General features: G+C 33.2%; 17 protein-coding genes. 4 read left to right on the plus strand and 13 right to left on the minus strand.

All coding sequences use genetic code 11. From position 1 onward, the window contains the following. Positions 1–4 precede the first annotated feature (4 nt). The 11 genes from WAF17_RS15735 to uvrA all read right to left on the minus strand — a co-directional run bounded on the left by WAF17_RS15735 (position 5) and on the right by uvrA (position 16,479). Positions 5–832 carry an alpha/beta hydrolase-fold protein gene (locus WAF17_RS15735; RefSeq protein ID WP_338761552.1) on the minus strand — a complete coding sequence of 276 codons (828 nt, stop codon included), beginning with the start codon at positions 830–832 and terminating at the stop codon, positions 5–7. Between the two features lie 245 nt (positions 833–1,077). Then, positions 1,078–1,680 carry a hypothetical protein gene (locus WAF17_RS15740; RefSeq protein ID WP_338761554.1) on the minus strand — a complete coding sequence of 201 codons (603 nt, stop codon included), beginning with the start codon at positions 1,678–1,680 and terminating at the stop codon, positions 1,078–1,080. A gap of 263 nt (positions 1,681–1,943) precedes the next feature. Then, entirely contained in the window at positions 1,944–3,200 is a 1,257-nt protein-coding gene (locus WAF17_RS15745; RefSeq protein WP_338761557.1) for an alpha/beta hydrolase-fold protein, read from the minus strand. A 216-nt stretch (positions 3,201–3,416) separates the two neighbouring features. Further along, positions 3,417–4,010 carry a hypothetical protein gene (locus WAF17_RS15750; RefSeq protein ID WP_338761561.1) on the minus strand — a complete coding sequence of 198 codons (594 nt, stop codon included), beginning with the start codon at positions 4,008–4,010 and terminating at the stop codon, positions 3,417–3,419. Positions 4,011–4,275: 265 nt separating this feature from the next. Further along, positions 4,276–4,923, minus strand: a complete 648-nt coding sequence (locus tag WAF17_RS15755) for a hypothetical protein (RefSeq protein WP_338761563.1) — start codon at positions 4,921–4,923, stop codon at positions 4,276–4,278. Between the two features lie 200 nt (positions 4,924–5,123). After that, the gene (locus WAF17_RS15760; RefSeq protein WP_338761566.1) at positions 5,124–6,869 is read right to left on the minus strand and encodes a helix-turn-helix domain-containing protein; all 1,746 of its coding nucleotides are present in this window, start codon (positions 6,867–6,869) and stop codon (positions 5,124–5,126) included. 675 nt (positions 6,870–7,544) lie between these two features. Continuing rightward, positions 7,545–8,942, minus strand: a complete 1,398-nt coding sequence (locus WAF17_RS15765; protein ID WP_338761569.1) for a hypothetical protein — start codon at positions 8,940–8,942, stop codon at positions 7,545–7,547. 656 nt (positions 8,943–9,598) lie between these two features. Further along, the gene (locus WAF17_RS15770; RefSeq protein ID WP_338761572.1) at positions 9,599–10,954 is read right to left on the minus strand and encodes an IS4 family transposase; all 1,356 of its coding nucleotides are present in this window, start codon (positions 10,952–10,954) and stop codon (positions 9,599–9,601) included. Positions 10,955–11,420: 466 nt separating this feature from the next. Continuing rightward, positions 11,421–11,621, minus strand: a complete 201-nt coding sequence (locus WAF17_RS15775) for a DUF4177 domain-containing protein (RefSeq protein ID WP_338761575.1) — start codon at positions 11,619–11,621, stop codon at positions 11,421–11,423. Between the two features lie 229 nt (positions 11,622–11,850). Next, a complete protein-coding gene (locus tag WAF17_RS15780) occupies positions 11,851–13,329 on the minus strand; it encodes a HEPN domain-containing protein (protein WP_338761578.1) in 1,479 nt (492 codons plus the stop codon). A gap of 81 nt (positions 13,330–13,410) precedes the next feature. Next, complete coding sequence (gene uvrA, locus WAF17_RS15785; RefSeq protein ID WP_338761581.1) at positions 13,411–16,479, minus strand: excinuclease ABC subunit UvrA; 3,069 nt, start codon at positions 16,477–16,479, stop codon at positions 13,411–13,413. Positions 16,480–16,712: 233 nt separating this feature from the next. Between uvrA and WAF17_RS15790 the strand changes: the two genes are divergently transcribed. The 4 genes from WAF17_RS15790 to WAF17_RS15805 all read left to right on the plus strand — a co-directional run bounded on the left by WAF17_RS15790 (position 16,713) and on the right by WAF17_RS15805 (position 19,864). After that, positions 16,713–17,267, plus strand: coding sequence for a GNAT family N-acetyltransferase (locus WAF17_RS15790; protein WP_338761584.1), 555 nt, complete (start codon positions 16,713–16,715; stop codon positions 17,265–17,267). A 171-nt stretch (positions 17,268–17,438) separates the two neighbouring features. Further along, positions 17,439–18,365: a DM13 domain-containing protein gene (locus WAF17_RS15795; protein WP_338761587.1), complete on the plus strand. Its 927-nt coding sequence runs from the start codon at positions 17,439–17,441 to the stop codon at positions 18,363–18,365. 123 nt (positions 18,366–18,488) lie between these two features. Then, entirely contained in the window at positions 18,489–19,223 is a 735-nt protein-coding gene (locus tag WAF17_RS15800; protein WP_338761589.1) for a methyltransferase domain-containing protein, read from the plus strand. Between the two features lie 77 nt (positions 19,224–19,300). Next, positions 19,301–19,864 (plus strand): NADAR family protein, encoded by a 564-nt coding sequence (locus tag WAF17_RS15805; protein WP_338761592.1) that lies wholly within the window; start codon positions 19,301–19,303, stop codon positions 19,862–19,864. A gap of 113 nt (positions 19,865–19,977) precedes the next feature. On the opposite strand, the gene WAF17_RS15810 is transcribed toward WAF17_RS15805, so the two are convergent. Together WAF17_RS15810 and WAF17_RS15815 are read right to left on the minus strand one after the other, a co-directional pair. Further along, complete coding sequence (locus tag WAF17_RS15810) at positions 19,978–21,204, minus strand: hypothetical protein (protein WP_338761595.1); 1,227 nt, start codon at positions 21,202–21,204, stop codon at positions 19,978–19,980. 155 nt (positions 21,205–21,359) lie between these two features. Then, positions 21,360–22,679 (minus strand): hypothetical protein, encoded by a 1,320-nt coding sequence (locus WAF17_RS15815; protein ID WP_338761598.1) that lies wholly within the window; start codon positions 22,677–22,679, stop codon positions 21,360–21,362. Between the last annotated feature and the right edge of the window lie 168 nt (positions 22,680–22,847).

A 22,847-nucleotide genomic window follows, 5' to 3' on the forward strand; every position in this document is an offset into this window, starting at 1 on the left:
GAAATCATTCCTCTTGATTAATATATTTTAACCCTTCGTATAGAGCTAATAATGGTACAGAGCGATGGTTTTCTTTTTCAAAATATTCTATTTCGATATTTAGAGGTTTATCCGATTTCTTTGTTATTAAAGTATAGAGAGAGTCGTGTCTTTGTTTATTCCTTTCGTAATTAGCCTCTCCTTGATTGGCAGTAGCGATATAAAGTTTTTTATCTAATGATATTGAGGAAATAGAATCAACTTTGTTTTTCATCATCTCCTCATTCCACCAAATACTTGGGTCTATAGAAATGTAAGCATTGAATACGCTATTTTCATCCATATAGGAATTTAGTGTAAGTAGTCCTCCTAAAGAGTGCCCAACAAGAGTTCTAAATGGTTCTGTCTTATACTTTTTATCAATATAAGGTACTAGTTCTTTCTCAATGAAATTCAAAAAATTCCTTCCACCTCCCATATTATTTGGTCGTTTGGTCTTAATTTTTGTAACTGTAAAATCTCGTTCTCGGTCAACATTCTCTATGGCTATAATAATACTTTCAGGCATTAAATTGTTTCGATTCCTATTAGAACTCATAAAATGTACTATTCCAGATGCTGTTTTAAAATGAGTATATCCATCCAATAATATAATAACTGGATATTTTTTATCAACTTCAGATGAATTATTGTATGAATCAGGAAGACTTATTAAACAGGTTCTTTCTTCATCTAAAATATTAGATTTAATAACGAACTTACTTCCTACTATAATATCTGTTTCATTCTGTCCAAATGTGGTTTGTACTCCTGAAAGAAGAATATATAAAATTACAAATGTCAAATTTTTCATAGTTTGCTTTATATGTTTGGTAACAATAGAATATATAAGTAGTAGGACATAATTAGCGAGTGATTTTTATGATCAATATGATAATTACAGGATAATACAATGAAATTAAATAAGTATTAAAAAAACAATTACTATTATCCGTATTTGTATTTATCTTGTATTTCATCTTAAAAATCATATAAATCCCTCGCTAATCAGTTATATGTATTGTTAATTTTGTACGACTACTTACAATAGATAATTTTTTATAACCAACTAAACCCTAATCCTACATTAAAGATTGCTGCATCTCTATTTGCATCTCCATCTAAAGACACATGACCAAAAACTAATTTTGACTGTACATTAAGTGCGAAGTTTTTCTTTTTATAAATTTCGTAACCTGAACTTACCATTATGGCAGTACCAAAATTCCAATCATCATTTACATCGTCTTCAATATCATATAGTGCTGGTGAATCTATTGCTAAACCAACTCCACCATGAATCCACCATCTATCTTTTACCCAATATTGTAGCGATGGAATAATACCTCCAAAGTTCCTGTCGTTATCTTGAAATTCATATATGTTTCCTGGTAAAGAGAGAGTAATAGCAAGATTTTTATTTAACATGTGACCAAACTTTACATCTGGAAAAACGAACGTTCCTTGAGCTTTGTCGAAAGTTTGAATTTCATAGCTATCTTCTATACTGATAGCCCCACCACCTACCACGAATTCAAAGATGAAACCATCTCTTTGAGTGGATACTTCAGAATTTGTATTTTGTGCATAAGCTCTACTGGATAATAAAACGAAGGCTACAAAAGCCATTTTTAATAAAAGCTGTTTTTTGATTGTTTTCATTTTTTTAGTTTTTGTGTTAATTGCATTTTTTAGTGTCATAATTTTACTGTTCTTTTGGTTAGTGGTAGAAGACAAAATTTTTATACAAAATAAATCAGTGATACTGACTATTCTATTAGTATGTACAGAGTCTAAAAAATAATACAAAAATGTACCTTTCTTTTGTTTATATTTTTAATCTACTGATATTGAGTGTTTTAGTAAATATTGGTATATGTGTCGTTTTCTGAAGGGTATGGCTTATATACATTGTTAGCCTTTTGTTATTTTTTATTTAGGGCTTCAATTCTTTCTTTATAATAATCGTTACCACTTAATTCAAATGCCTTGTTTAAGTATTTTAAGGCATTTTCTTTATCGTTTTGAGATTCATAATACTCAGCCATCGAATCATAAGCATTTGCACTTGTTGGATTGTACTTAATATTCATTTCAAAAAACATGAACGCTTTTTTAGATTGTCCCATTTGCATATTCATGTAGCCATAGCCATTTAACATTTCGTCTATCATTGGTGCAGTAGGAACGCCAAAATGCTCGGTATAAATTTGCTCCTGCTTCTTCAATAGAGAAACCAATTCTTCTATAGGTGTTTCTGGATTATTATATTTTTGTGGAGATTTGAACTGATACCATTCAAAAAGAAATATAAGTCCATCTCTTATTGATGGTAACGGAACTGTACCATGTAAATCTTCATTATAAACCTTCCATGAAAAGTTTAATCCATTCTGTTTTTGAGATTTAGTATAATTTGAAAACTCAATGATTGAACGTGGAAACAAAGTATATTCTGAAGAGTCATTCATAATATTCTCCATGGTTATTTCTTCATTATACATATGTAACATCTCTGCAGCAAGTGAAACAAAAAGCGATTTTCCACTGTAATCTTCCGTTTTTAATTTTTCTTTAGCTTGTTTTAGTAATTTTTGGTCGTCCCAATCTAAACTTGGATCTATAGCAATGTAGTTTTGAAAGAGATGTTTATGATTAACCAACATATTTATGGTAAACTGACCTGCATAAGAATGACCAATTAATGTACGGTAGGACATAGTTGGATACTTACTATCAATATATGGGATGAGTTCCTCTTCCATAAATTTAGTAAAGGTTTCTGCACCTCCAGTTTCACCATCAAATGCACTACCACGTCTCATTTTTATCTGCGAAGTAGTTAAATCTCTTGTTCTATTTGTTTTATTAGAAACCCCAACAAGAATCATATGTGGGAGGTAATGCCCCCAATAATTACCATAAACAGTTTCCAAAGTACTTTCTAGTGAAAATCCATCCATAAGATAAATCACAGCATATTTTTCTTCACTATCTGGCTTGTAATTATCAGGTAATTTTACCCAAAAGTCACGGCTTTCACTTAAAGTTTTAGAATATATGGAATCCACTATTCGATTTTGAAATTGCTCTGTTTGGGACTCAGTTGTTTGTGCAATTGCATGTTGATTTACAATTAAAATTGATACGATAAGTAAAAATAGGAGTGTGTAATATTTCATTTAAAATGTAATTAAGTACAAAGTTTAAACTAAAATTTAAGGTAATAAATTTGTACGGTTATAAGTTATGAAGGCTAACGGTTTTGTATAACAAGCATAGTCTGCCGATAGGTTAATATGATTTTATATACATTGTTAGCATTTCTTTCATTTCTAATTTTTTAGACTAAAATTTCGACATAAATAGAAGCGTAAAGTCAATTTTTTTATAGAAAATTATTTAGGTTTTGAATACTCAATTAGTTCCTCTACGTATAAAAAATCACCCTGATTCTGAGTAAGTTTTATGAAATTTTTTATTCTAGGTGCATATAACCAAACTTCCTCTTCATTTGCACTATATCCTCTTGAATTGGTGGTTTTACCTGTGTATTTAATCGTATAGGTCATAAATGTTCCAGCTTCTACTGTTTCTTCTTGGTATGATAATACCTCAGCATTTTGACTTTGACTTCCCGTCGTTCCATCTTGACTTGTCCAATTGTTTTCATATTTCCACTTTTTACCCACTTCCAGAGGCCAGTCATACTTAGGTGTTTCGCTTTCATCTGGCTTCACAATGTCAGCAACAGGAACGGTATCATTTCCTATTGTCATGCCTAAAACTCCATCAATACTGACTATTTCTCTTGTATCTTCTCCATCCGAGCGTATTTCTCCTTCTGTCGTTACACCTTTATATTTCCAAACCCACTTCTCACCAACTTGATAATCAGCTACTGTTGGTTGTTGAGTGATACTAGATTTATTTGAGGTGCTACAAGCACTAAGCAGTACTAACGCAAGAAATATTACAAATTTAGTTTTCATGTTAAATTATATTTTGAATGCACTTATTTCTCTTTAATGCCTTTGTTTACATTTACCATAGGACATATTTTACTTCTGTAAGCGAAAAATTAAATGGTAAGGCAGTATTCTATTTTTTTTGACCACCCTTTTAATCAATTTTATCATACTGTGATAAGTTCGATTATTCTTCCAAGCAATTGATAGTTTTTATCCAAGTAAGATGTCTTTGTACTTATATTCTGACAAGCCAAGGCTAAGAATCCTTGGCTTGTCAGAGCTAAATTTAAAACTTCCACCCCAAGTAAAGATTTGGCTCAAAAAGAAAGACATTTCCATATTTATCGTCAAACTCCTTAAACCCTTCAGGAGAATTGTTATCAAACATCCACTGGTTGCAATGAACCTGAGGTTCAATGAAAAATCGTTTTTTCTTCCCAAATGCAACATGGTAGCCCAAATGAAGCGAGTTATAAACTTTAAATCCATTTTTGATTTTATTACCGTCTAAATCCGTGTAGGTTTGAATTTGTGGAACGACTTCAACAGCTGCAAATAACCCTTTCCAAAGCATACGTTGGTACGTGATGCCAATTCCTGTTTCCCTTAAATATCCATCGTAATATTCAGTTCCAGAGTCTATTTTATCGACAACACCATCCCACCAAGTGATTCCCATTGGTTGAAATAATCGCCAGGTGACAAACTTTACCCCAATGATATTCTTATTATCTAGGTTGCGTTTAACATGTAATTCTACCATTTGAGTACTTGTTCGCTTGCCCCAACCAAAGATAAGCTCATCAGGAACAATATAAGGCATAACTACCCTCCACTTGTGATCCACTTCAGTTTCTTTAACTACTGTTGAGTCAGTTTGAGCAAAAGCACTAAACGTGCAAAAAAATAAAAGAATTGCAAATAAATTTTTCATAATAATAATTTTTTAATAAAAAAGTAAGTTCTACAAAGAACCTCCCATTATTTTTAGTTCAAGGGGAGAAGTCATCATCCGATGATTATGTACTCTGCTTTATCGATTTGATAATACAAAGATGGGGTATAAAGGAAGGTGAATCGTTCTGAATTATAATTATGCACTTAATAGTGAGATTTAGGACTTTTTAAGCAGCCTTAAATTTGATTAGACCTCAACCAAGCTTTTGGTGTCATCCCTTGGTTTTTTTTAAAGTAGGCATTGAATACCGATTTAGAACTAAAACCACTTTCATAAGCTAATGCTAAAAGGGTAAGATGGCTATTGGCAGGATTTAGGGCATTCTCTTTGAAGTTCTCCACACGAAAACTATTGATGTATTCATTGAAGTTTTGACCAATTTGTTCATTCAGCAACCAAGAAAGCTTGTTACTGCTAATATTCACGTTTTCGGCTAACTCTCGTAAAGATAAAGAAGGATTTTGAAACCACTTTTCTTCCTGCATTCCTTTTTCTAAAACATCTAATGCAATATTGATTTCAGCATCTGACATTAAGGCTTTCGGAGGGGTAGTTATTCGTATTTTATTTTCGGAATTAGGTGGTAATAGTTCTATACGGAAAGTAGCTTGTACTAAATCCTGAAACCTCTGATATTGATGTAAAGGTTTAAGCAGTGGAATATTCATAAAGTTTATGATTTGACCAGTATGCATCTTTATGTTTTCTTCCAAAAAGTCCAATGCCATTTCGTGTTTGTCCAAATGAACTAATAAAAAGAGTTGCCAAGGAAAAAGTGTTCCTCCAGAATTTTCTTTTATCATTGAGCTAACCCTACTGATATCAATGTCGATTTTATCTTCAGAATTGACTAATTTGTATAACACTCTACACTCTGCTGGTCGCTCGGCTAAAGGGGTTTGACTCAAGAAGTCATTTAGATTTTCATAATCTTTGGTAAGAATTAAGCACAGTTGTTTTAACGCAATGGAATGTGTGAAATTTGGGTTGATGCTTAATGAGGTTTCTATATATTCTAGTGCTTTTGTATAGTCCTCGTTTAAATAATGAATATTTGCTTTGGTAAAATAATGATTTGGAGATAAAGGGTTTATTTTTAAAATATTATCGGTATGCCATAGTGCTTTTTCGAAATAACCTACTGCTGTATATAATTCACATAAACCTTCTTCTGCTTCCGTATAGGATGGATTAAATTCTATTGCTTTTTGAAAAAATTTATGCCCATTGATGAAATCCCATTTGCCCCAAAAGGACAATGTTGCTTTACTAAAATTCCCTACATAGGATTGTTTGTCTAGCTTAAAACCTTTACTGAGCTTCTCTTCTGACATCTGCAACAAGCCTTGATTATTTCCCCAAGATCCAGCCATGGCATAACAATACGCCAAACCAAAGTAAGGCAAAGCAAATGAGGGATCTATCACTACACATTGTTCATAAAGTTCTATTGCATTCGCAATTCCTTTACCATCCCACATTAAATGCTGATAACGACCTTTAAGATACAGGTCGTAAGCCTCCATATTTTTAGTTGGAGGTTCAATTAAATTTTTTTGAATGTTAAGGTGACCAAAATTTTCTCGAATCTGGTCAGCAATGAGCAAACTGACCTCATCTTGTAGTGCAAATATGTCTTCCAAATCCCGATCGAAATTCCTTGACCAAAAGTGAGTACCGTCGTTAGTACTGATTAATTGCGCTGTAATGCGAACCCTGTTTTTGGCTTTTCGAACGCTTCCTTCCAAAACTGTACTTACTCCTAACTGCTTACCAATGCTTCGCACGTCTATATTTTTATTCTTAAATGCAAAAGAAGATGTACGAGCAATGACCTTCAAGCCTTTCACGGTAGTTAATGCGTTGATTATTTCTTCAGTAATGCCATCACTAAAGTATTCGTTCTCAAGGTCGGCACTCATATTAACAAAAGGGAGAACTACAATGGACTTATTGGATGTTGATATACGCAGATGATTGCTCATTTTCTACTATACTTTATGAGGGCTTCTATGAACTGATATTGAATTTTCAATGATATTTATTTTATATTGGCTACAACCTGTGTATTCTACGACATTCGTTTATTTCTCATTTGTAAGTTTCGTTTACCCAACGTTATTAAAATCTTAATAAAATAGTTTTCTGAGTCATATCTATATCATTTACAATATAACAAAAAAATAGAAAGCAGAAAAAACTCTCTACCCTTTTTTGATAAGAATAAGAAGTTTTGAAATGAAGGCTAAAATAAAACTGACTACACAAATCTAAGATTTGAAAACTAATAAATCACTCGTTAAAAACGAGCGATAGCAATTTTTAGGTAGCCGAGAAAGAGCAGGGGAGTTTTTGCACAAAAAACAAAGCCACTTCTAAAGGTACAGGCGAACTGCTAAAATTATCCATAATTTATTCTTTTTATAACTTTATAGTCTATATAATCATTTTCTATAAAAACGTAAACCTCTTTAGATTAGTTTTCCATCAATCTAGAAAATTATCATCAACTACACAAAAAAAACCTCGCTCCTGTTTTTGATTGAAATGAGGAATTTATAGTGCAAGACTCTGTCTTGTGCCAGTTAATAGCGTTCCTATTTGAGTTCTTGTAATACCTTACGCACGTCATCTATAAACCATTGTGGCATTGTTTTCATTTCTTCTTCAGTCGTTTCTAACGATATATCGGGATAACTGAAATACTCATTGTTAAATAGGTCATGCATGAAAATGCTCGTCCAGCCTGTGTAATTGTCTTGGACTATATATGTTGCTGCCTTTTCATGACCTTCGTTTTTAAGAAAGGCTATAAGTTCGTTGGGCTTAAAATGAGCAATATTTACAGTGAGACCACTAATAGTATTACGGGCAGGAAGAATTATAGTATAAGCTAAAGGCTTTTTCTGAACATTTTCCCCACTAGTTACCTCTCTTGTTACGCCCCAGTTAAAGTTGTGATAATCTGCTTGTGCAGCAGGGTCATTAACATCTAATGACACAGGAAAAGGAATACGTTTAATTAAAGATGCTGTATCTAATGGTTTGTCAAATTGACTAGTTTCAGTATTGAATTCAGCATAGGCTATGAGTTTGCCCAATACAATTCCTTCTATAATTTTAGTTAATGAAGAGTCAAGTAGCGTATTATGCTGTTCACTTAAATCATAAGAAGTCTCAGCAATAGAAATACGTTTGCTGCCCTGTTGTTGTATAGCTACTTGAGACTCCCATTTTACCCATTGAGTTACATAATCAGGTATTGGAGTGCTTTTTTCTGCCGACCATATACTATCAATCTCATTACCTTGGTATCTTTTATTGAACTCAACTATTTCTTTTTGTCCATAAAATATGCGAATTTTTTGGGGAATGAGTGCCCTTTGTTGTAGAGCTTCTTGCCAAGATAATGTTTGCTGATGGTTTTCAGGTGGCGTCCATTGATGCAAAAAGGACTTACGAAGTGCTTTTGATACTTTTTTGAAAGAATAGAAAGCTGCAGACCTTTGAATCCCAGTAGGCGAGTATTCAGTAGGAATAAATGATTCCAATGTATTTAAAGAGGTTAAGCCTTTAGTCTCATGCACTTTAAAACCTATGGCTAAACCCAACTGTGAGGCAAAATAATATGATGCTTTTTCTTTAGTCTCCGAATCAGAGTTACTTTCAACCTCTGTTGAACTACTACCGCCCCAACTATCATTCCCCCAATCATCATCTTCTTCAAAAATAGGAAGGATATATTGCTTTTTTAGCTCAAGAGAAGTATAAGGCTGCTTTGGGGATTTGTACTTACCCCATTCGAATTGCCTATAACCTTTTAGCTTTTGGTCCATAACTTTTTTGTAAAGTTGCTGCATAAAGCTTTGCTGATGTTTGAAGATGAGTGGGTTTTGTTTAGCAGTATATTGATATACTATAGTCCACTCTTGTGCTTGTGTATTGTTAGCTAATAGCCAAGCAATACTTAATAAAAGAATTATTTTCTTGTACATATGCTTATTTTTTAAAGTTGAGACATAAGATACCTGTTTAAACATTTTACCTCCTGCTTCTTGATATTCTGTATTTATACTTGTTAGCTTTTATGGAATGGTTAAAATTTTACGTTAAATATGAAAGTAGCGATAATTTTCTTAAAATAAGGTATTTAGTGCGAATTATTTAAGGAAAAAGAACTGGTAGTCGTACTGGAAATTTGGACAAAAAAAATCCTCACTCCTTTTTTTGATTGGAATGAGGAAGTTTTGGTTTTATAGATACTTAAAAACACAAATCTAAGATTTGAAAACTGATAAATCGTAGTCAAAGACAATGGTTAGCAGAGAATATCAAACACAAAAACCACGGCTACAAGCCGAATACATATAAATCATTCGTTAAAAACGAGCGATAGCAATTTTTGGATAGCCAAGAAAGAGCAGGGGGTACAGGCGAACTGCTAAGATTATTCATAATTTATTCTTTTTATAACTTTATAGTCTATCTAATCATTTTCTATAAAAACGCAAACCTCTTTGAATTAGTTTTTTATTAATTTAAAAAATAATCATCAACTACACAAAATACAAAAAAAAATCCTCACTCCTTTTTTTGATTGGAATGAGGAAAATTTGATTTTACAAATACTTGAACACACAAGTCTAAGACCTTATCCTGTCCCATATTTTTTTGGGTTAGCCAGTTTATAGCCTTGAACTATTAAACTAAGCATCTTATACCCTTTCCATATTGTCATTTCGCCAGGTAGAGGTTGTTTTTTAGATGGTGTAAATCCACCTAACACAGCGATGCGTATCAAAGCCTCTTGAAGGTAGCGTATTTTTTTCTGACTTTGTTTTCCTAACACCTCTAGTTGTATCTTTGTCAATACTTGATCAGCAGAAATATCTTCATAGTCTTCTGCCAGTTTTTTGAGCAAATAAAGTTGCCAAGCTACAATGGAGAGTAAGCTTATAGCATTAGATAGTGAAGTAAATGTATCAAACTGTAGTTTTTCTACTCGTAAACCCTGTTTAAGCACATAATGCCAACGCTCAATAGTCCAACGTTTTTTGTAGTGTTCTATACAAAGAAGTGCCTGTTGAAGGGTAACTATTTTTTGAGTGGTTAGTAGATACCATTCTACTGCCTCTTGATCTTTGGGAGGGTGCATTTCTTTAGCTATAATAAGAGATAAAGGATGTTCTGATCCCTTTTTCCTTTGCGAAGGTGGGCAAATAATATCTCCCCAGCTTATTGTAAGACGAGCTCTTCTAGCTTCTCTAGTTTTGCTCTTAGGTAGAAAAACATCTATCTCTGATAATGATGAAAAACTAACTTGCCCTAGAGCTATCTTCTCTCCATTTGCATATACTCTACGACGTAAATGATGCACTCTAAATAACAACTCCACATTTCTACCACGAGTAGCATCAATATATTCATAAAAATCACTCTCTCTATCAGAAACTACAATTACCTTAGAAACATCTTTTAAACGATGGCTAATATCTTGTAGAGCCTCTAACCAACGATAACTTTCTTTTTCTTCTATTGGAAGGTGAGGAATTACTTTTTTTTCTTTACTGCCCACTGTAGGCGCCCATATCTTTTGTGAAATCAAACCCAAAGGAATACCTGCTTCCGTAGTAACTAAAGCACTATGAACACAAAGACCTAGAATAGGCTTGCCAGTACTACCTCCTAAGTCACCTAAACCTTCACTAGCCAAATGACCTCCAAAATTCAAATCTGTTGTATCCTGGTGAACCAAAACCATAGATTCAGAAGAACAACGAAGAGAAGATTGACGATAATGTCCGTAGCTAATATCTACTTCTTCCTTTGAAAAAATACGCCAAGCTGCTTTTCGTAGGCTATTACCTACGCTACTACTGAAAGAGTTTTCTGGAGTAGCTAATAATTTATCTGCCATCTTCGAAATACTCTTCGCTTCTCGTAAGTCTTCAACACCACAACCCATAAATTCTCGTTCGCTCCAATGTTCCAAAGGTTGATATAACATAAAATGAAGGTAAGAATAGTAAACAAATAAAATCAATACAAAACAATAGCCAAAATTGAAAAGTTTATGGGACAGGATAAGGTCTAAGACTTGACGAACTGATAGGTCGTAGTCATCGCTTCGCTAAAGACAACGCCCAACATTCATTTTTTATTTTTCTTTTGATGGAAGACTACGAGCAACAGAAGACTACGAGCAACAGAGGGCTATTGAATCTTGATTTATTTTATTTCCGTTCAATAAGTCTCTAAAAATTGAATCAGCTTTTAAACTCAATTTGTTTCCATATATATTATTGTTGAAATCGTGTGCATCGATTTTTAAACTATTTTTTATTTCGGAAAGAATTTTTTGTTCAGAATGACTACTAATCCTATTTTCATTCCAATTATTCAGAGCAAAAGCTGAAATAACAGCAATAAAAATTGATAAAAATTCAAGTCCGAACTTTCTCCAATATTTGGGTTTAAACTTCTTTTTCAAAATAGAGATAAAAATAAACAGCAATTCCAAAATCTGTTGCATCGGTTGATACCAGTCTGTAACCTTTCGATGCAAGTTCGTTTAATTTTTCCTGAATGTCTTTTGTTGACTTTTCAATTATATGCTCTTTATTGGCAAACATCTTTGAGTAGTAAATCAATGATTCTAATTTGTATTCTTTCATATTGTTTGTTTTCAGTTCGTAAATAATAGCTAACCTGCGTAGGCTATGCGTATTTTTTTGTTTTAAGTTTTCGTAGAAAGCTTAAAGATAAAAAAACATTTTGAATCTGTGAAAACACAAAAACCACGGCTACAAGCCGAATACATATAAATCACTCGTTAAAAACGAGCGATAGCAATTTTTGGATAGCCGAGAAAGGGCAGGGTGACTTGATAAATGATAGGTAGGTTTATAAGGCTTTTTTATAATATCTTCTAAACTTATCAGACTTCTTCAATATTTTATTGATTTCAATTTGTTCTATTCCTATTAGGTTTACTATCATTGTGTAAAATAGAATTTGAGAATAATTAAACAGATACCACAAGTTATATTTTGTTTCAATATTTCCATCATGATTTACATGAGTTAGTGTATTTCGACAATTCTTTATCTCTTTAGCAAATTCTTCAAACTCATTTTCATCAATAAAACCATCTAAAGCCACTTTTAATTTGTTCAGATAGTGCATTACCTTGCGCTTATAATCTATATCATCCACTTGTTTAGGTACTTTAAAGTATTTATTATAAAACTCTAGCTCTTCATCTGTAAGTTTTAACAATTCCTTATTTTTCCTAATTTTATCATACCCTTTTTGCTTCAGTTCATTTAATCGCTTTCTATTTTGAGGATAATCTATTTCATTATCTCGGTTATAAAATGTTTCAATGGCTTGACAGATATTAAGTAAACCATTAGTAAATTGAACATTTGTTAACCTAGTATTTCCTTTTTTCCAAAAAGGTAAAACAGCATGTAAAAAAATATCAATAGAACTATGATATGTATCGTAACTTTCAAACCACTTAGATAAATAATTAATTAATACTTCCTGTCTATTGTGTTGAGAGCAAAAAAACATATAATGAGCAGTAAGTCTCTTATTATCAACTTTTTGATTTGAAAAAGTATTAAAAACTCTAATAGCTCCTCCCTTATGCCATTCATCTGTATTATCTGTTACAGCAAATTCATCTATAGTCGAAATTGGATAACCAACAGCAAATGCTAAAAATGCCCTAAACTTTGCTGATAAATTGAAATACTCTTGAAGAGAAGTAGCAGTATCAAAACTAAACTTAACATAATGTTTGACTTCTAAATCATAGTTTCTGAGTAGTAAACCTCCTTTAGAGTAAAGGTTTCTACTTATAGTTGCAGAGCAATTTTCTCCAACTTGAAACTCTGTATGAGGAATAGAAGGTATAACTACACTATTATTTTGAGGAGTATATTTGTTATGGAAAAAAATCTGTGTAGTATCAATCCAAGAGTCTAGATAGTTGTAACGAAATGAGTAACTATTAAATTTAATGTCTTCAGGAGAATAGAAATGTGTGCCAATAAAAGCAATTTGAGGTCTGTAAACAGATTCATAGAAGTTATTAGTGATTTGTTGTTCTAATATTGGTGCACCATCCTCACCTTTAGAGTGATCGTAAAGGGTTATATGTTTGCCTCCAGAAACTATTCCTAAAATAATTTTATAGTAATTATTGACTTCCTGTTCTCTTTCAATTATAATTTCACCTGCGATATCTCTTTCAGAAAAAAGTATTAATTTAATTTCGTTCTCTTTCTGATTAATAGTAAGAATGCCAGGAATTTTGACTTCTTGTTTTTTTGGAGAAAACCATTCTCCCCTATACTCTTGTATTTCTTTCATCTAAAATTATTTTTTTATAAAAAGTTTTACATTAGAATGGTTTTTAGATTTATAAAGTTCATTTTCAAGATAGAAAACAATCTACAAAAACTCCCCAGTATAATTCTCCTTCAATTCAGAAAGTTCCTTTGGCGTTCCTTCAAAACAAAGATAGCCACCATTTTTTCCTCCTTCTTTTCCTAAATCAATGACCCAATCGGCTGCACGAATAACCTCTACATTGTGTTCGATGATGATAGCAGAATGTCCGTGTTCTATCAAGGCATTGATGGATTTGAGCAGCTTCGAAATATCGTGAAAATGCAAACCTGTGGTAGGCTCATCAAAAATAAATAAAATATGCTCTCGGTTGGCTCTATCACTTGCACTTTTGGTAAGAAAGGCTGCCAACTTCACACGCTGCGCCTCACCTCCAGAAAGTGTGTTGGAAGACTGCCCCAACTGAATATAACCCAAACCTACCTCTTGCAAGGGCTTCAAACGTGCCATAATTGGTTTTGATTCTGCAAAAATTTCTATGGCTTCATCTACGGTCATATCCAAAACATCAGCGATATTTTTTTCTTTGTATTCTACCTCCAAAACTTCCGACTGAAAACGCTTTCCTTTACAGGCTTCACAGGTCAGATAAATATCAGCCATAAACTGCATTTCTATTTTTATCTTGCCTTCGCCTTGACAGTTTTCGCAGCGTCCACCCTCTACATTGAAAGAAAAATAAGCAGGTGTAAATCCTCGCTGTTTCGAAATGGTTTGGTCTGCAAAAAGTGCACGGATATAATCATACGCCTTCACATACGTAACAGGATTGGAACGAGAAGATTTACCAATCGGATTTTGGTCGACCATTTCTACGCTCGTTACTTTCTTTAGATTTCCTGCTAGTTTATCCATTTTTCCACTCTCGTCATTGTGGTTTCCCAAATGCTTTGAAAGCGCAGGATAAAGCAGTTTTCTGACCAAAGTAGATTTTCCAGAACCCGAAACGCCTGTAACTGTCGTCAAGATTCCCAAAGGAAATTTTACAGAAATATTTTTAAGATTGTGTTCCCTTGCGCCCACTACTTCAATATATTCATTCCAATTTCGTGGCTTTTGAGGAATAATTACTTGCATTTCATCACGCAAATATTTGGCTGTGTAACTATCCGAATCCTTTATAAGTTCTTCTAAAGTTCCTTGAAAAGTAAGATTTCCACCATTTGCACCTGCATCTAATCCAATATCTATGATTTGGTCGGCTGCTTTCATTACCTCTTCCTCGTGTTCTACAACGATAACTGTATTTCCCAAATCACGCAGTTTTTTCAAGACCTTTATCAAATTTTGTGTATCTCTTGGGTGCAGACCAATACTTGGCTCATCCAAAATGTACATCGAACCCACCAAAGCAGAACCCAAAGAAGTTGCTAGTTTTATACGTTGAAATTCTCCACCTGAAAGTGTAGCTGTTTTTCTATTTAAAGTAAGATATTGCAAACCAACTTCTCCCAAATATTGCAAACGGTTTCTTATCTCTATCAAAATTCGTTTCGAAACGCTTTCTTGATGTTCTGTAAGTTGTAGTTGTGCAAAAAAGTCTATCAGCTCGTCTAAGGGAAGTAAAACCAATTCTTGAATAGATTTTGAATCAATCTTGACATAACCTGCTTCTTTTCTGATGCGTGTTCCGATACAGTCTGGACAGGTTTTTCTACCTCTATATTTTGATAATAAAACTCTGTACTGAATCTTGTAACTTTCACTTTCCATAAAAGCAAAAAACTCATCTAATCCTTTGAAATATTTATTTCCTGTCCAAAGAAGTTGTTGCTGCTGCTCTGTCAAGTCTTGATAAGCTCTGTGAATAGGAAAATCAAAATCAATTCCTTTTTTTATGAGTGGATTGAGCCATTTACTCATTTTTGGTGTTCTCCAAGGCGCAATTGCACCCTCATAAACCGACATTGTTTTGTCTGGAATAATCAAATCTTCATCAATTCCCAAAACAGTTCCGAAACCCTCACACGTACGACACGCACCATACGGACTATTAAAACTAAAAAAGTTGATATTTGGCTCTTCGAAAAGCATTCCGTCGGCTTCAAAACGGTCTGAAAAACTTCTCGTTTCCATATCTTTTCCTTTTTGATAAATCTCAACGACACAATCGCCCTTACTTTCATAAAATGAAGTTTGCACAGAGTCAGCAATTCTGAAACGGTTTTGCTCGTCATCTTTTCTAACAACTCCTCTATCAATCAGAATAAATAAATCTAATTTTGAAATTCTCTTTAGTTCTGCTGTCTGTTCTTTTGTGAGTTTTGAAACAGGAGCTTTTGATTTTTTTGCTGTTGTTTTCTTTGTCTTACTTGCTTTTTTTAGCTTTTTCTTCTCTTCTTCGTAATCTTTTTGTTTATCGCCTTTGTGTTCGTCTAAAAAGGATTCTAGGTTTTGTTCCGTTTGATCTTTTCCAGACTGTGCTTCTGGGTCTATTTCTTTTGGCAATAACTGCTCAATAAAAATAACATCTTCCCCTGCTTTTATTCTTGTAAAACCTTGTTGTAATAGGATATTTAATTGGTCTTCAAGCGTTCTTTCTGCTGGAACTACCAAAGGCGCAAGTACCATATATTTCGAACTTTCCTCAAAACTCTCTATAAAATCTACCACATCAGAAACATTGTCTTTCTTGACCATCTCTCCAGAAACAGGCGAATAAGTAACTCCAATTCTTGAAAAAAGAAGCTTTAGATAATCATAAATTTCTGTCGTCGTTCCTACCGTAGAACGTGGATTTCTTGTATTCACTTTCTGCTCCACAGCAATAGCAGGGGAAACGCCACGAATCCAATCTACATCAGGCTTTTCCATTCTCCCCAAAAACTGACGTGCATAGCTACTCAAACTCTCCACATACATGCGCTGACCTTCTGCAAAAAGTGTATCAAAGGCTAGTGATGACTTCCCAGAACCCGAAACGCCTGTAATGACAATCAGTTTGTTTCTCGGCACAGCAAGACTAATATTTTTAAGATTGTTTACTCGTGCGCCCTTTATGACTATATTTTTCTTGGTATCGTAGTTTTCTAGTTCGTTTACTCGTTTTTCTTCTGCTTCTTTTGCTGCTATTTCTTCTTTTGTGAGAGATTTTTCTGTTGTAGTGGGCATTTTGGGAGTAATCTATATTTTGAAATTATGTAAAACAGACATTCCTGTCTGTTTGAATTTATATTTATCATTTTTTAGACAGATTGGGAAGTCTGTCATACAAAGTTCAATTAGCAAAAATAACCAATTTTAGACGAAAAAGTTAGCAAGAATCATAATTTTGTCAAGGAGCTATTTACTTCTCAACCTATTTTATTAAATTAAAGAATCATTTTTAACTAGAAAGAATAGCTATGAATCCGTATTTTATCTTGCCAACTATGCGACTGTATCTAAGACCTATTGATATAGAGGATGCAGAAGAAGTTTTTGAATATAAATCCAATAAAAAAGCTAATAAATTTCAAGGGTTTATTCCAAAAAATAAGGAAGAAGTAGAAGATTTTATTCAAAAAAAAACAGCTAGAGAAATAAATATTGAAAATACTTGGTTTCAGTTTGTCATCATTCACGAACGAGATACTAAAATTATTGGAGATGTTGGACTTCATTTTTTGGAAGGAGGAAACAACCAAGTCGAATTTGGAATTACACTAAATTCAGAGTATCAACAACAAGGATATGCAAAAGAAGCAATGAAAACAGTTATTTCATATCTTTTTAGAGATTTGAATAAACATCGAATTATCGCATCAATAGACCCAAGAAATATATCTTCTATAAAATTAATGAAAAGTCTGAATATGAGAAAAGAAGCTCATTTTGAAAAAAGTTTGTTCTTCAAAAATGAATGGGTTGATGATTTGATTTATGCGATTTTGAAAGAAGAATATGGGAAGGTTTTGTAATCAATTCATTAAAAAAACAAAAAAATTAATACATTATACAATTTATATCAAAAAATATAAATAGTTTTAGATTGATTTTGTAACTAAATCAATGTCAAAGTCAGTACAACAAATAAAAATAAGGGGAGAGCGTAATTTTTTAGATTCACTTTATCAAAATTTACAATCTCAATGCAATTATATTCATTCAAAAAATCATTTCAAATTCTTGCCTTTCTAGGTGTTTTCTCAATTGTCCTAATTTCCTGTAAAGAAATTTCAGAAGATGTTGCTCCGATAGAAATTCCAGAGCGTTTAGAAATTTCTCCTACTTCTCAAAGTGTAATGATTGGAGAAACAGCAACCTTTACTACAGCTTTTTTCGATAATATGGGCAATTCTATCGCTAGTCCTTCCGACATTGGTTGGACAAGTAGTGATTTATCTGTTGCCAGTATAACTCAAGATGGAGAAGCTACAGGACTTTCAGCAGGACAAACCACTATCAAAGCCACCTACCAAACCGTAGAAGCCACAGCACTTCTGACCGTTGTGTCTGATAATAATCAGGTAGCTACCGTAACAATAACGCCTTCATTGAGTGAAATTACTCTTACAGAAATGGCAAGTTTAGAGTTTTCTGTAAAGAATAATTTGGGAGAAGAACTCACAGGAAAAACAGCTACTTGGACAAGTGGAAATATAGAACTGGTAACTGTAGAAAACGGACAAGTAACGGCAGAAGATTATGGAACAGCAAACGTTACAGCAACAGTAGATGGAATACAAAGCAGCCCTGCTACTGTTCAAGTAGTTAGAAAGGCTGATTTTACTAACAGAAGTAATGGAAGCGCAAAATTGAGGATAGAAAACGATGTACTGCAAGTTGTTTTGAGTGAGGATTTTTCTACTTCTACTTCTCCACCAGACTTGAGAGTTTATTTGGGAGATAATAGTGGTAATGTAAATGATGCCGTAGAGTTGGCAACTTTAAATACGAGAAGTGGAGGAAAAACTATAAATGTTCCTTCTGAAATTTCGATTACAGAGTATCGTTATGTTCTTATCTGGTGCAAACAACTTGGTGGAATGTATGGTGTGGCTGATTTGGGAGAGTAGAATCTACAAACTAAATTTTATCTAACTTTGTCAGTAGTCTGTAACCAGACTCTGACAATAGTTTAGTTTGTGTATGTTAAACTGCTAACAAAGCTTTCTCACTTCATTTAATTTTATCAAAAAATGAAATTTAAAAACCGTTCCTATAAAAAGGAGCTAATGGACGACCTCAATCTCGCTTCTGCTGATCTCAAAAAAAATCTTGATGAATTAGAATTTATAAATACAACTTTAGGAGGCTATAAGGTCTTGACTTCGGCTTTAGATACGCTCTATAAAGAAAATAAAATTAAGAAGAATCAAGAAAGTCAAAATCAAAAAACGGTAACTCTTGCAGATATTGGAAGTGGGGGAGGAGATACGCTTCGTCAGATTGCGAAATGGTTTGATAAGAAAAATATTACTACCAAACTAACAGGAATTGATGCTAATGATTTTATGATAAATTATGCTCAAAATAAATCAAAAGACTTTCCTCAAATTAGCTATGAAAAACTAAATGTGTTTGATATTGATTCTTCCAATGAAAATAAATACGATTGGGCTACGATGTCATTATTTTGCCATCATTTTACAGATGAAGAACTGATTTCTATTTTTAAGAATGTTTCTAAACTGACCTCAAAAGGATTTATAATTAATGATTTACATAGAAACCCAATAGCTTATTACAGTATTTATTTTCTTACTCGTCTCTTTAATGGTTCTTATTTAGTGAAAAATGATGCTCCTCTTTCTGTTCTTCGTGCCTTCAAAAAGCAAGATTTGATTACTCTTTTAGAACAAGCAGGAATAAAAAAATATAGAATAAAGTGGCAATGGGCATTTCGTTTTCAAGTAATTGTTGAGAAAAAATAGTGATTAATGAATTTCTTTTGAAGAATGGTAGTTATATGCTTAATTAAACCTCTCTTAAAATTTTAATTTATAGCTGTATGAATTACTCTCTCTCTTGGCTCATTTCAGAACATGAAAAGCTACAAAAGCAAGACAAAAATCTTAATTATTTATTCTTTTGGGGACATCGCCCAACTAATGACGGAAGTTTGAGCAAAACTATTTTTAGTCAATGGTGGGAAAAGGAATTTTCTGTAAATGGAATAATTTATCCAACAGCAGAACATTTTATGATGGCAGAAAAAGCTCGTTTGTTTGAAGATAATAAAATTTTAGAAGAAATCTTAAAAGCCAAAACACCAGCAGAAGCCAAAAAATTAGGCAGGAAAGTGAAAAAATTTAACGATACAGTTTGGAAAGAAAATCGCTTCAAAATCGTCGTAGAAGGAAATTATCATAAATTTTCTGACCCAGATTATAAAGCATTTTTACTTGGAACAGGAACTAAAATTCTTGTGGAAGCAAGTCCAGTAGATGCAATTTGGGGAATTGGTTTGGCACAAGATGCAAAAGGAGTTTATAATCCAAATACGTGGCGAGGACTGAATTTATTAGGTTTTGCACTGATGGAGGTTAGGGATAGACTGATACACGAGGCTTAATTTTTAATTAAAAAAGCCATTACAAAAATTGTAATGGCTTTATAGATTCGCTACTACTACGTGTGCGAGTTGTCTTAAATATTTTGTAGTATTTTTATTGTATTTTCAGAGAATTATTCATCATACCACTCTCTGAACATTTTGAACCATTTTTCCATTTTTTTCTCTTTATAAACAAAGCTAATTGTACCTTCTGCGATTTGTTCTTCGTTGTTTCCATCATTATTAGAAAACATTTTTACATTCATTTTGTAAGTTTGTCCTTCTTTGAAAGTAGCTTTGTTTTGGTATAAAGTGTACATAAAAGCATAGTCAAGGATGTTTTCACGAGAAGAAATCATTTGATGACCGTGGTTATAGCAGAAAATATCTGTTTTCTTTTTAGCAGAAATCATTTTATTCCATTTTGCAGTAGAATTACGAAGAGCTACACGGTCACCTTTTTTACCATTCATTTCATAAACGATATTCAACTGGCAATCCGAACCACAACTTGTTCCGATTTTTTCTTTGAAATAAGCTCCTAAGAAAATATCATCTCCCATATCTCTTGTTTTGATGAAATTACTAGGATTTTCTGTTGGCTTATCTCCATATTTATAATTGAAACGAGTGTAGCTATCTACAAAAACTACTTTACCTACATTTTCTTTATAGGCTTTGTATTCCATTAGTTGCGCTCGTTTTTTCTCATCTGCTTTTGCTTTTCCTTTGCTCATCATTTGCTCAAATTTTGCTTGAGCAGTTTCGATGTCATAGACCTCTAATTTAGATTCATCTTTAGCAAAAACGTCTGATACAGTTTCTGTTCCATCTAATTCGTATCTGTGTGTACTTTTGTTATTTACGCCTATCAAAACTCCATCTTCTGCTTCTACAAGCCAAATAGATTGAAAGCTACCATAACGATAAACATTTGTTCCTAGTTTTTTTGTTTCTTTGTCATTAAGTTTGAACTCATATTTAGCCCCTTCTTTGTTATAAAAGACCTCTAACTTGTTTACAAACTTATCGCCATCACGCCCAGTGAACTTCATTTTTAATGTTCTCTGACGACGTTTTGCGCCCATTGCATTTTCAAACTCCACACCGTCTAGTGCTTTGTATGTTCCAGATATTCCTTTGTCATCTGAAAAATCTTCGCCGTAAGGGTCACCAGCTTCTTTTGCTTTCTTTGCCTTTCCAGCAGCAGCTCCACCACCTTCAGCAGCAGCAGCAGCTTTAGCTAATTTTGCTTTGAGTTTTTTTCCAAATTGTGCATTTGCATCATTCGACACACCTACTGCACATAACATTGCCGTAGCAAGGGCAGCACTTTTGAATAAATTGACTAATTTCATAATAAAATTTTTGTTAGTAGTACGATTAAATAAATTTGAAGTAATTGCTCTGCTCAATACAGAACATTAAAATTGATTTTTGAATAAATGAGATTGATATTTTTTGGCTTTGTGATACCTCAACGACGGCAAAGCCTCGTTGACGGTTAAATAATTTACCAGCTAAAACTGACAGCAGAAGTACGAACATTTATAGAACCTTTTGAACCTCTTTTTCCATCATAAGGACTATGGTTTTCGTGTTTTCCACCATTTCCACCTTGATTATTTATAGTGTAAGTGAATGTTCTGACGCTTGGGTCTTTGATGATAGTTACATCTCCACCATCTCCACCATTTCCTCCTCGTGTGTTATCTCTGCCATAGCTGCCACTTCCTCCTTGTAAATTTAGTGTCAGAGGAGCATTCGGACTCATTTTTAATTTTCTCAAAACCTGTCCCGAACTAGCATCTTTAATTTCTATTTGATTTACTTTCTCGCCATTTCCTGTTGTAGTTGCTTTTACAGACATAATTATATCTTTTCCATTTTTTCCTCTATATCCTGCCGAAACAGTCAAGTGAACAACTCCACCACGTTCTCCAAAATAATTGACGTGCAAACCAGTATTGTAATGAACAGGAAGTTTAGCTGATGTTTTGATATTGGATTGATACTTCGATTGTGCACTTACAACGACATTATCATTTGGGATTACATTTGCATTTTCTGCTATTGTGAGCGTTTCCTCTCCAAATAATCCACCTTTTACAGTAATTTTGAAGTCATCCCAAGGCATTTTGCCACCTAAGTTTTTTGTTTTCAAGACTGTTCCATCAGCTAGAGTAGCTTGGATTCCATAATTCATTTTTACTAAATGTCCTGTTTCGTCTTTGTCACTAATCCATTTTACAGCGATATTTTTGACTTTTTTTCCTTTGAGTGAGTTGGCTAATGCTTCTGCTGCATCTATTTCAGCTTGTTTTTCTACAAGTTCTGCACGGTCTTCTGATTGTGCAGCAACTGTTTTGCGAATGTAGTTTTCTATTTTACTGATATGACCTGCGTGGTCTTTATCTACACTTTCCTTTTCTGTAAGGATGTATTTTATAGTTGCTTTTCCTCCAGACCATTTGATATAATAAAAATTATCATCAATGAATACCACTCGGTGTTTTTTATCTTTGAAATAAGCAGGATATTCTTTCAAGTCAGGAGCGTAAGGCTCTTCTATAATTCCTGCTCGGTTGATAACCAATTTAGAAATAGAATTACCATTTTTCTCTAAACTGATAGGCCACGGCTTAGATACTTTTTCAAATTTGTATTTGTGATACTTTGGCTCTGTAAGTTTGAAAATGTTGAGCGAAGTGGCTGTAAAGTTCTTGAGGAGTTCGTTTTGGCTTTGTTGTGCTTCTACTTTTGGAGTATTGAGAAATAGAGAAATAAAAATCCCTACTGTGAGAAGACATAAAGATTTAGAGAGTGAGCTCATATTCGTAGTAGTTTTTGTTTGTAATTAATTTGTTCTGAATGACTTATTTTGGTGTGATTCAGATAAATAACTTGTTACAAACTTATAGCTTGGCTACTAGAATAAATTGGCTTTCGAACAAACGTCTAGCCTTTTCGAATAAACGTTGTTAGTTTTTGTAGGAGTGAA

Source organism: Bernardetia sp. ABR2-2B, from assembly GCF_037126435.1.
In the GTDB taxonomy this organism is placed as follows: Bacteria; Bacteroidota; Bacteroidia; order Cytophagales; family Bernardetiaceae; genus Bernardetia.

Excerpts from the sequence above, each read along its gene's own strand:
- WAF17_RS15765 (WP_338761569.1), bottom strand. The coding sequence starts at position 8,942 with ATGTACAAGAAAATAATTCTTTTATTAAGTATTGCTTGGCTATTAGCT.
- WAF17_RS15815 (WP_338761598.1), bottom strand. The coding sequence starts at position 22,679 with ATGAGCTCACTCTCTAAATCTTTATGTCTTCTCACAGTAGGGATTTTT.
- WAF17_RS15755 (WP_338761563.1), bottom strand. The coding sequence starts at position 4,923 with ATGAAAAATTTATTTGCAATTCTTTTATTTTTTTGCACGTTTAGTGCT.
- WAF17_RS15790 (WP_338761584.1), top strand. The coding sequence starts at position 16,713 with ATGAATCCGTATTTTATCTTGCCAACTATGCGACTGTATCTAAGACCT.
- WAF17_RS15780 (WP_338761578.1), bottom strand. The coding sequence starts at position 13,329 with ATGAAAGAAATACAAGAGTATAGGGGAGAATGGTTTTCTCCAAAAAAA.
- WAF17_RS15745 (WP_338761557.1), bottom strand. The coding sequence starts at position 3,200 with ATGAAATATTACACACTCCTATTTTTACTTATCGTATCAATTTTAATT.
- WAF17_RS15800 (WP_338761589.1), top strand. The coding sequence starts at position 18,489 with ATGAAATTTAAAAACCGTTCCTATAAAAAGGAGCTAATGGACGACCTC.
- uvrA (WP_338761581.1), bottom strand. The coding sequence starts at position 16,479 with ATGCCCACTACAACAGAAAAATCTCTCACAAAAGAAGAAATAGCAGCA.
- WAF17_RS15805 (WP_338761592.1), top strand. The coding sequence starts at position 19,301 with ATGAATTACTCTCTCTCTTGGCTCATTTCAGAACATGAAAAGCTACAA.
- WAF17_RS15775 (WP_338761575.1), bottom strand. The coding sequence starts at position 11,621 with ATGAAAGAATACAAATTAGAATCATTGATTTACTACTCAAAGATGTTT.
- WAF17_RS15810 (WP_338761595.1), bottom strand. The coding sequence starts at position 21,204 with ATGAAATTAGTCAATTTATTCAAAAGTGCTGCCCTTGCTACGGCAATG.
- WAF17_RS15770 (WP_338761572.1), bottom strand. The coding sequence starts at position 10,954 with ATGTTATATCAACCTTTGGAACATTGGAGCGAACGAGAATTTATGGGT.
- WAF17_RS15760 (WP_338761566.1), bottom strand. The coding sequence starts at position 6,869 with ATGAGTGCCGACCTTGAGAACGAATACTTTAGTGATGGCATTACTGAA.
- WAF17_RS15740 (WP_338761554.1), bottom strand. The coding sequence starts at position 1,680 with ATGAAAACAATCAAAAAACAGCTTTTATTAAAAATGGCTTTTGTAGCC.
- WAF17_RS15750 (WP_338761561.1), bottom strand. The coding sequence starts at position 4,010 with ATGAAAACTAAATTTGTAATATTTCTTGCGTTAGTACTGCTTAGTGCT.
- WAF17_RS15735 (WP_338761552.1), bottom strand. The coding sequence starts at position 832 with ATGAAAAATTTGACATTTGTAATTTTATATATTCTTCTTTCAGGAGTA.
- WAF17_RS15795 (WP_338761587.1), top strand. The coding sequence starts at position 17,439 with ATGCAATTATATTCATTCAAAAAATCATTTCAAATTCTTGCCTTTCTA.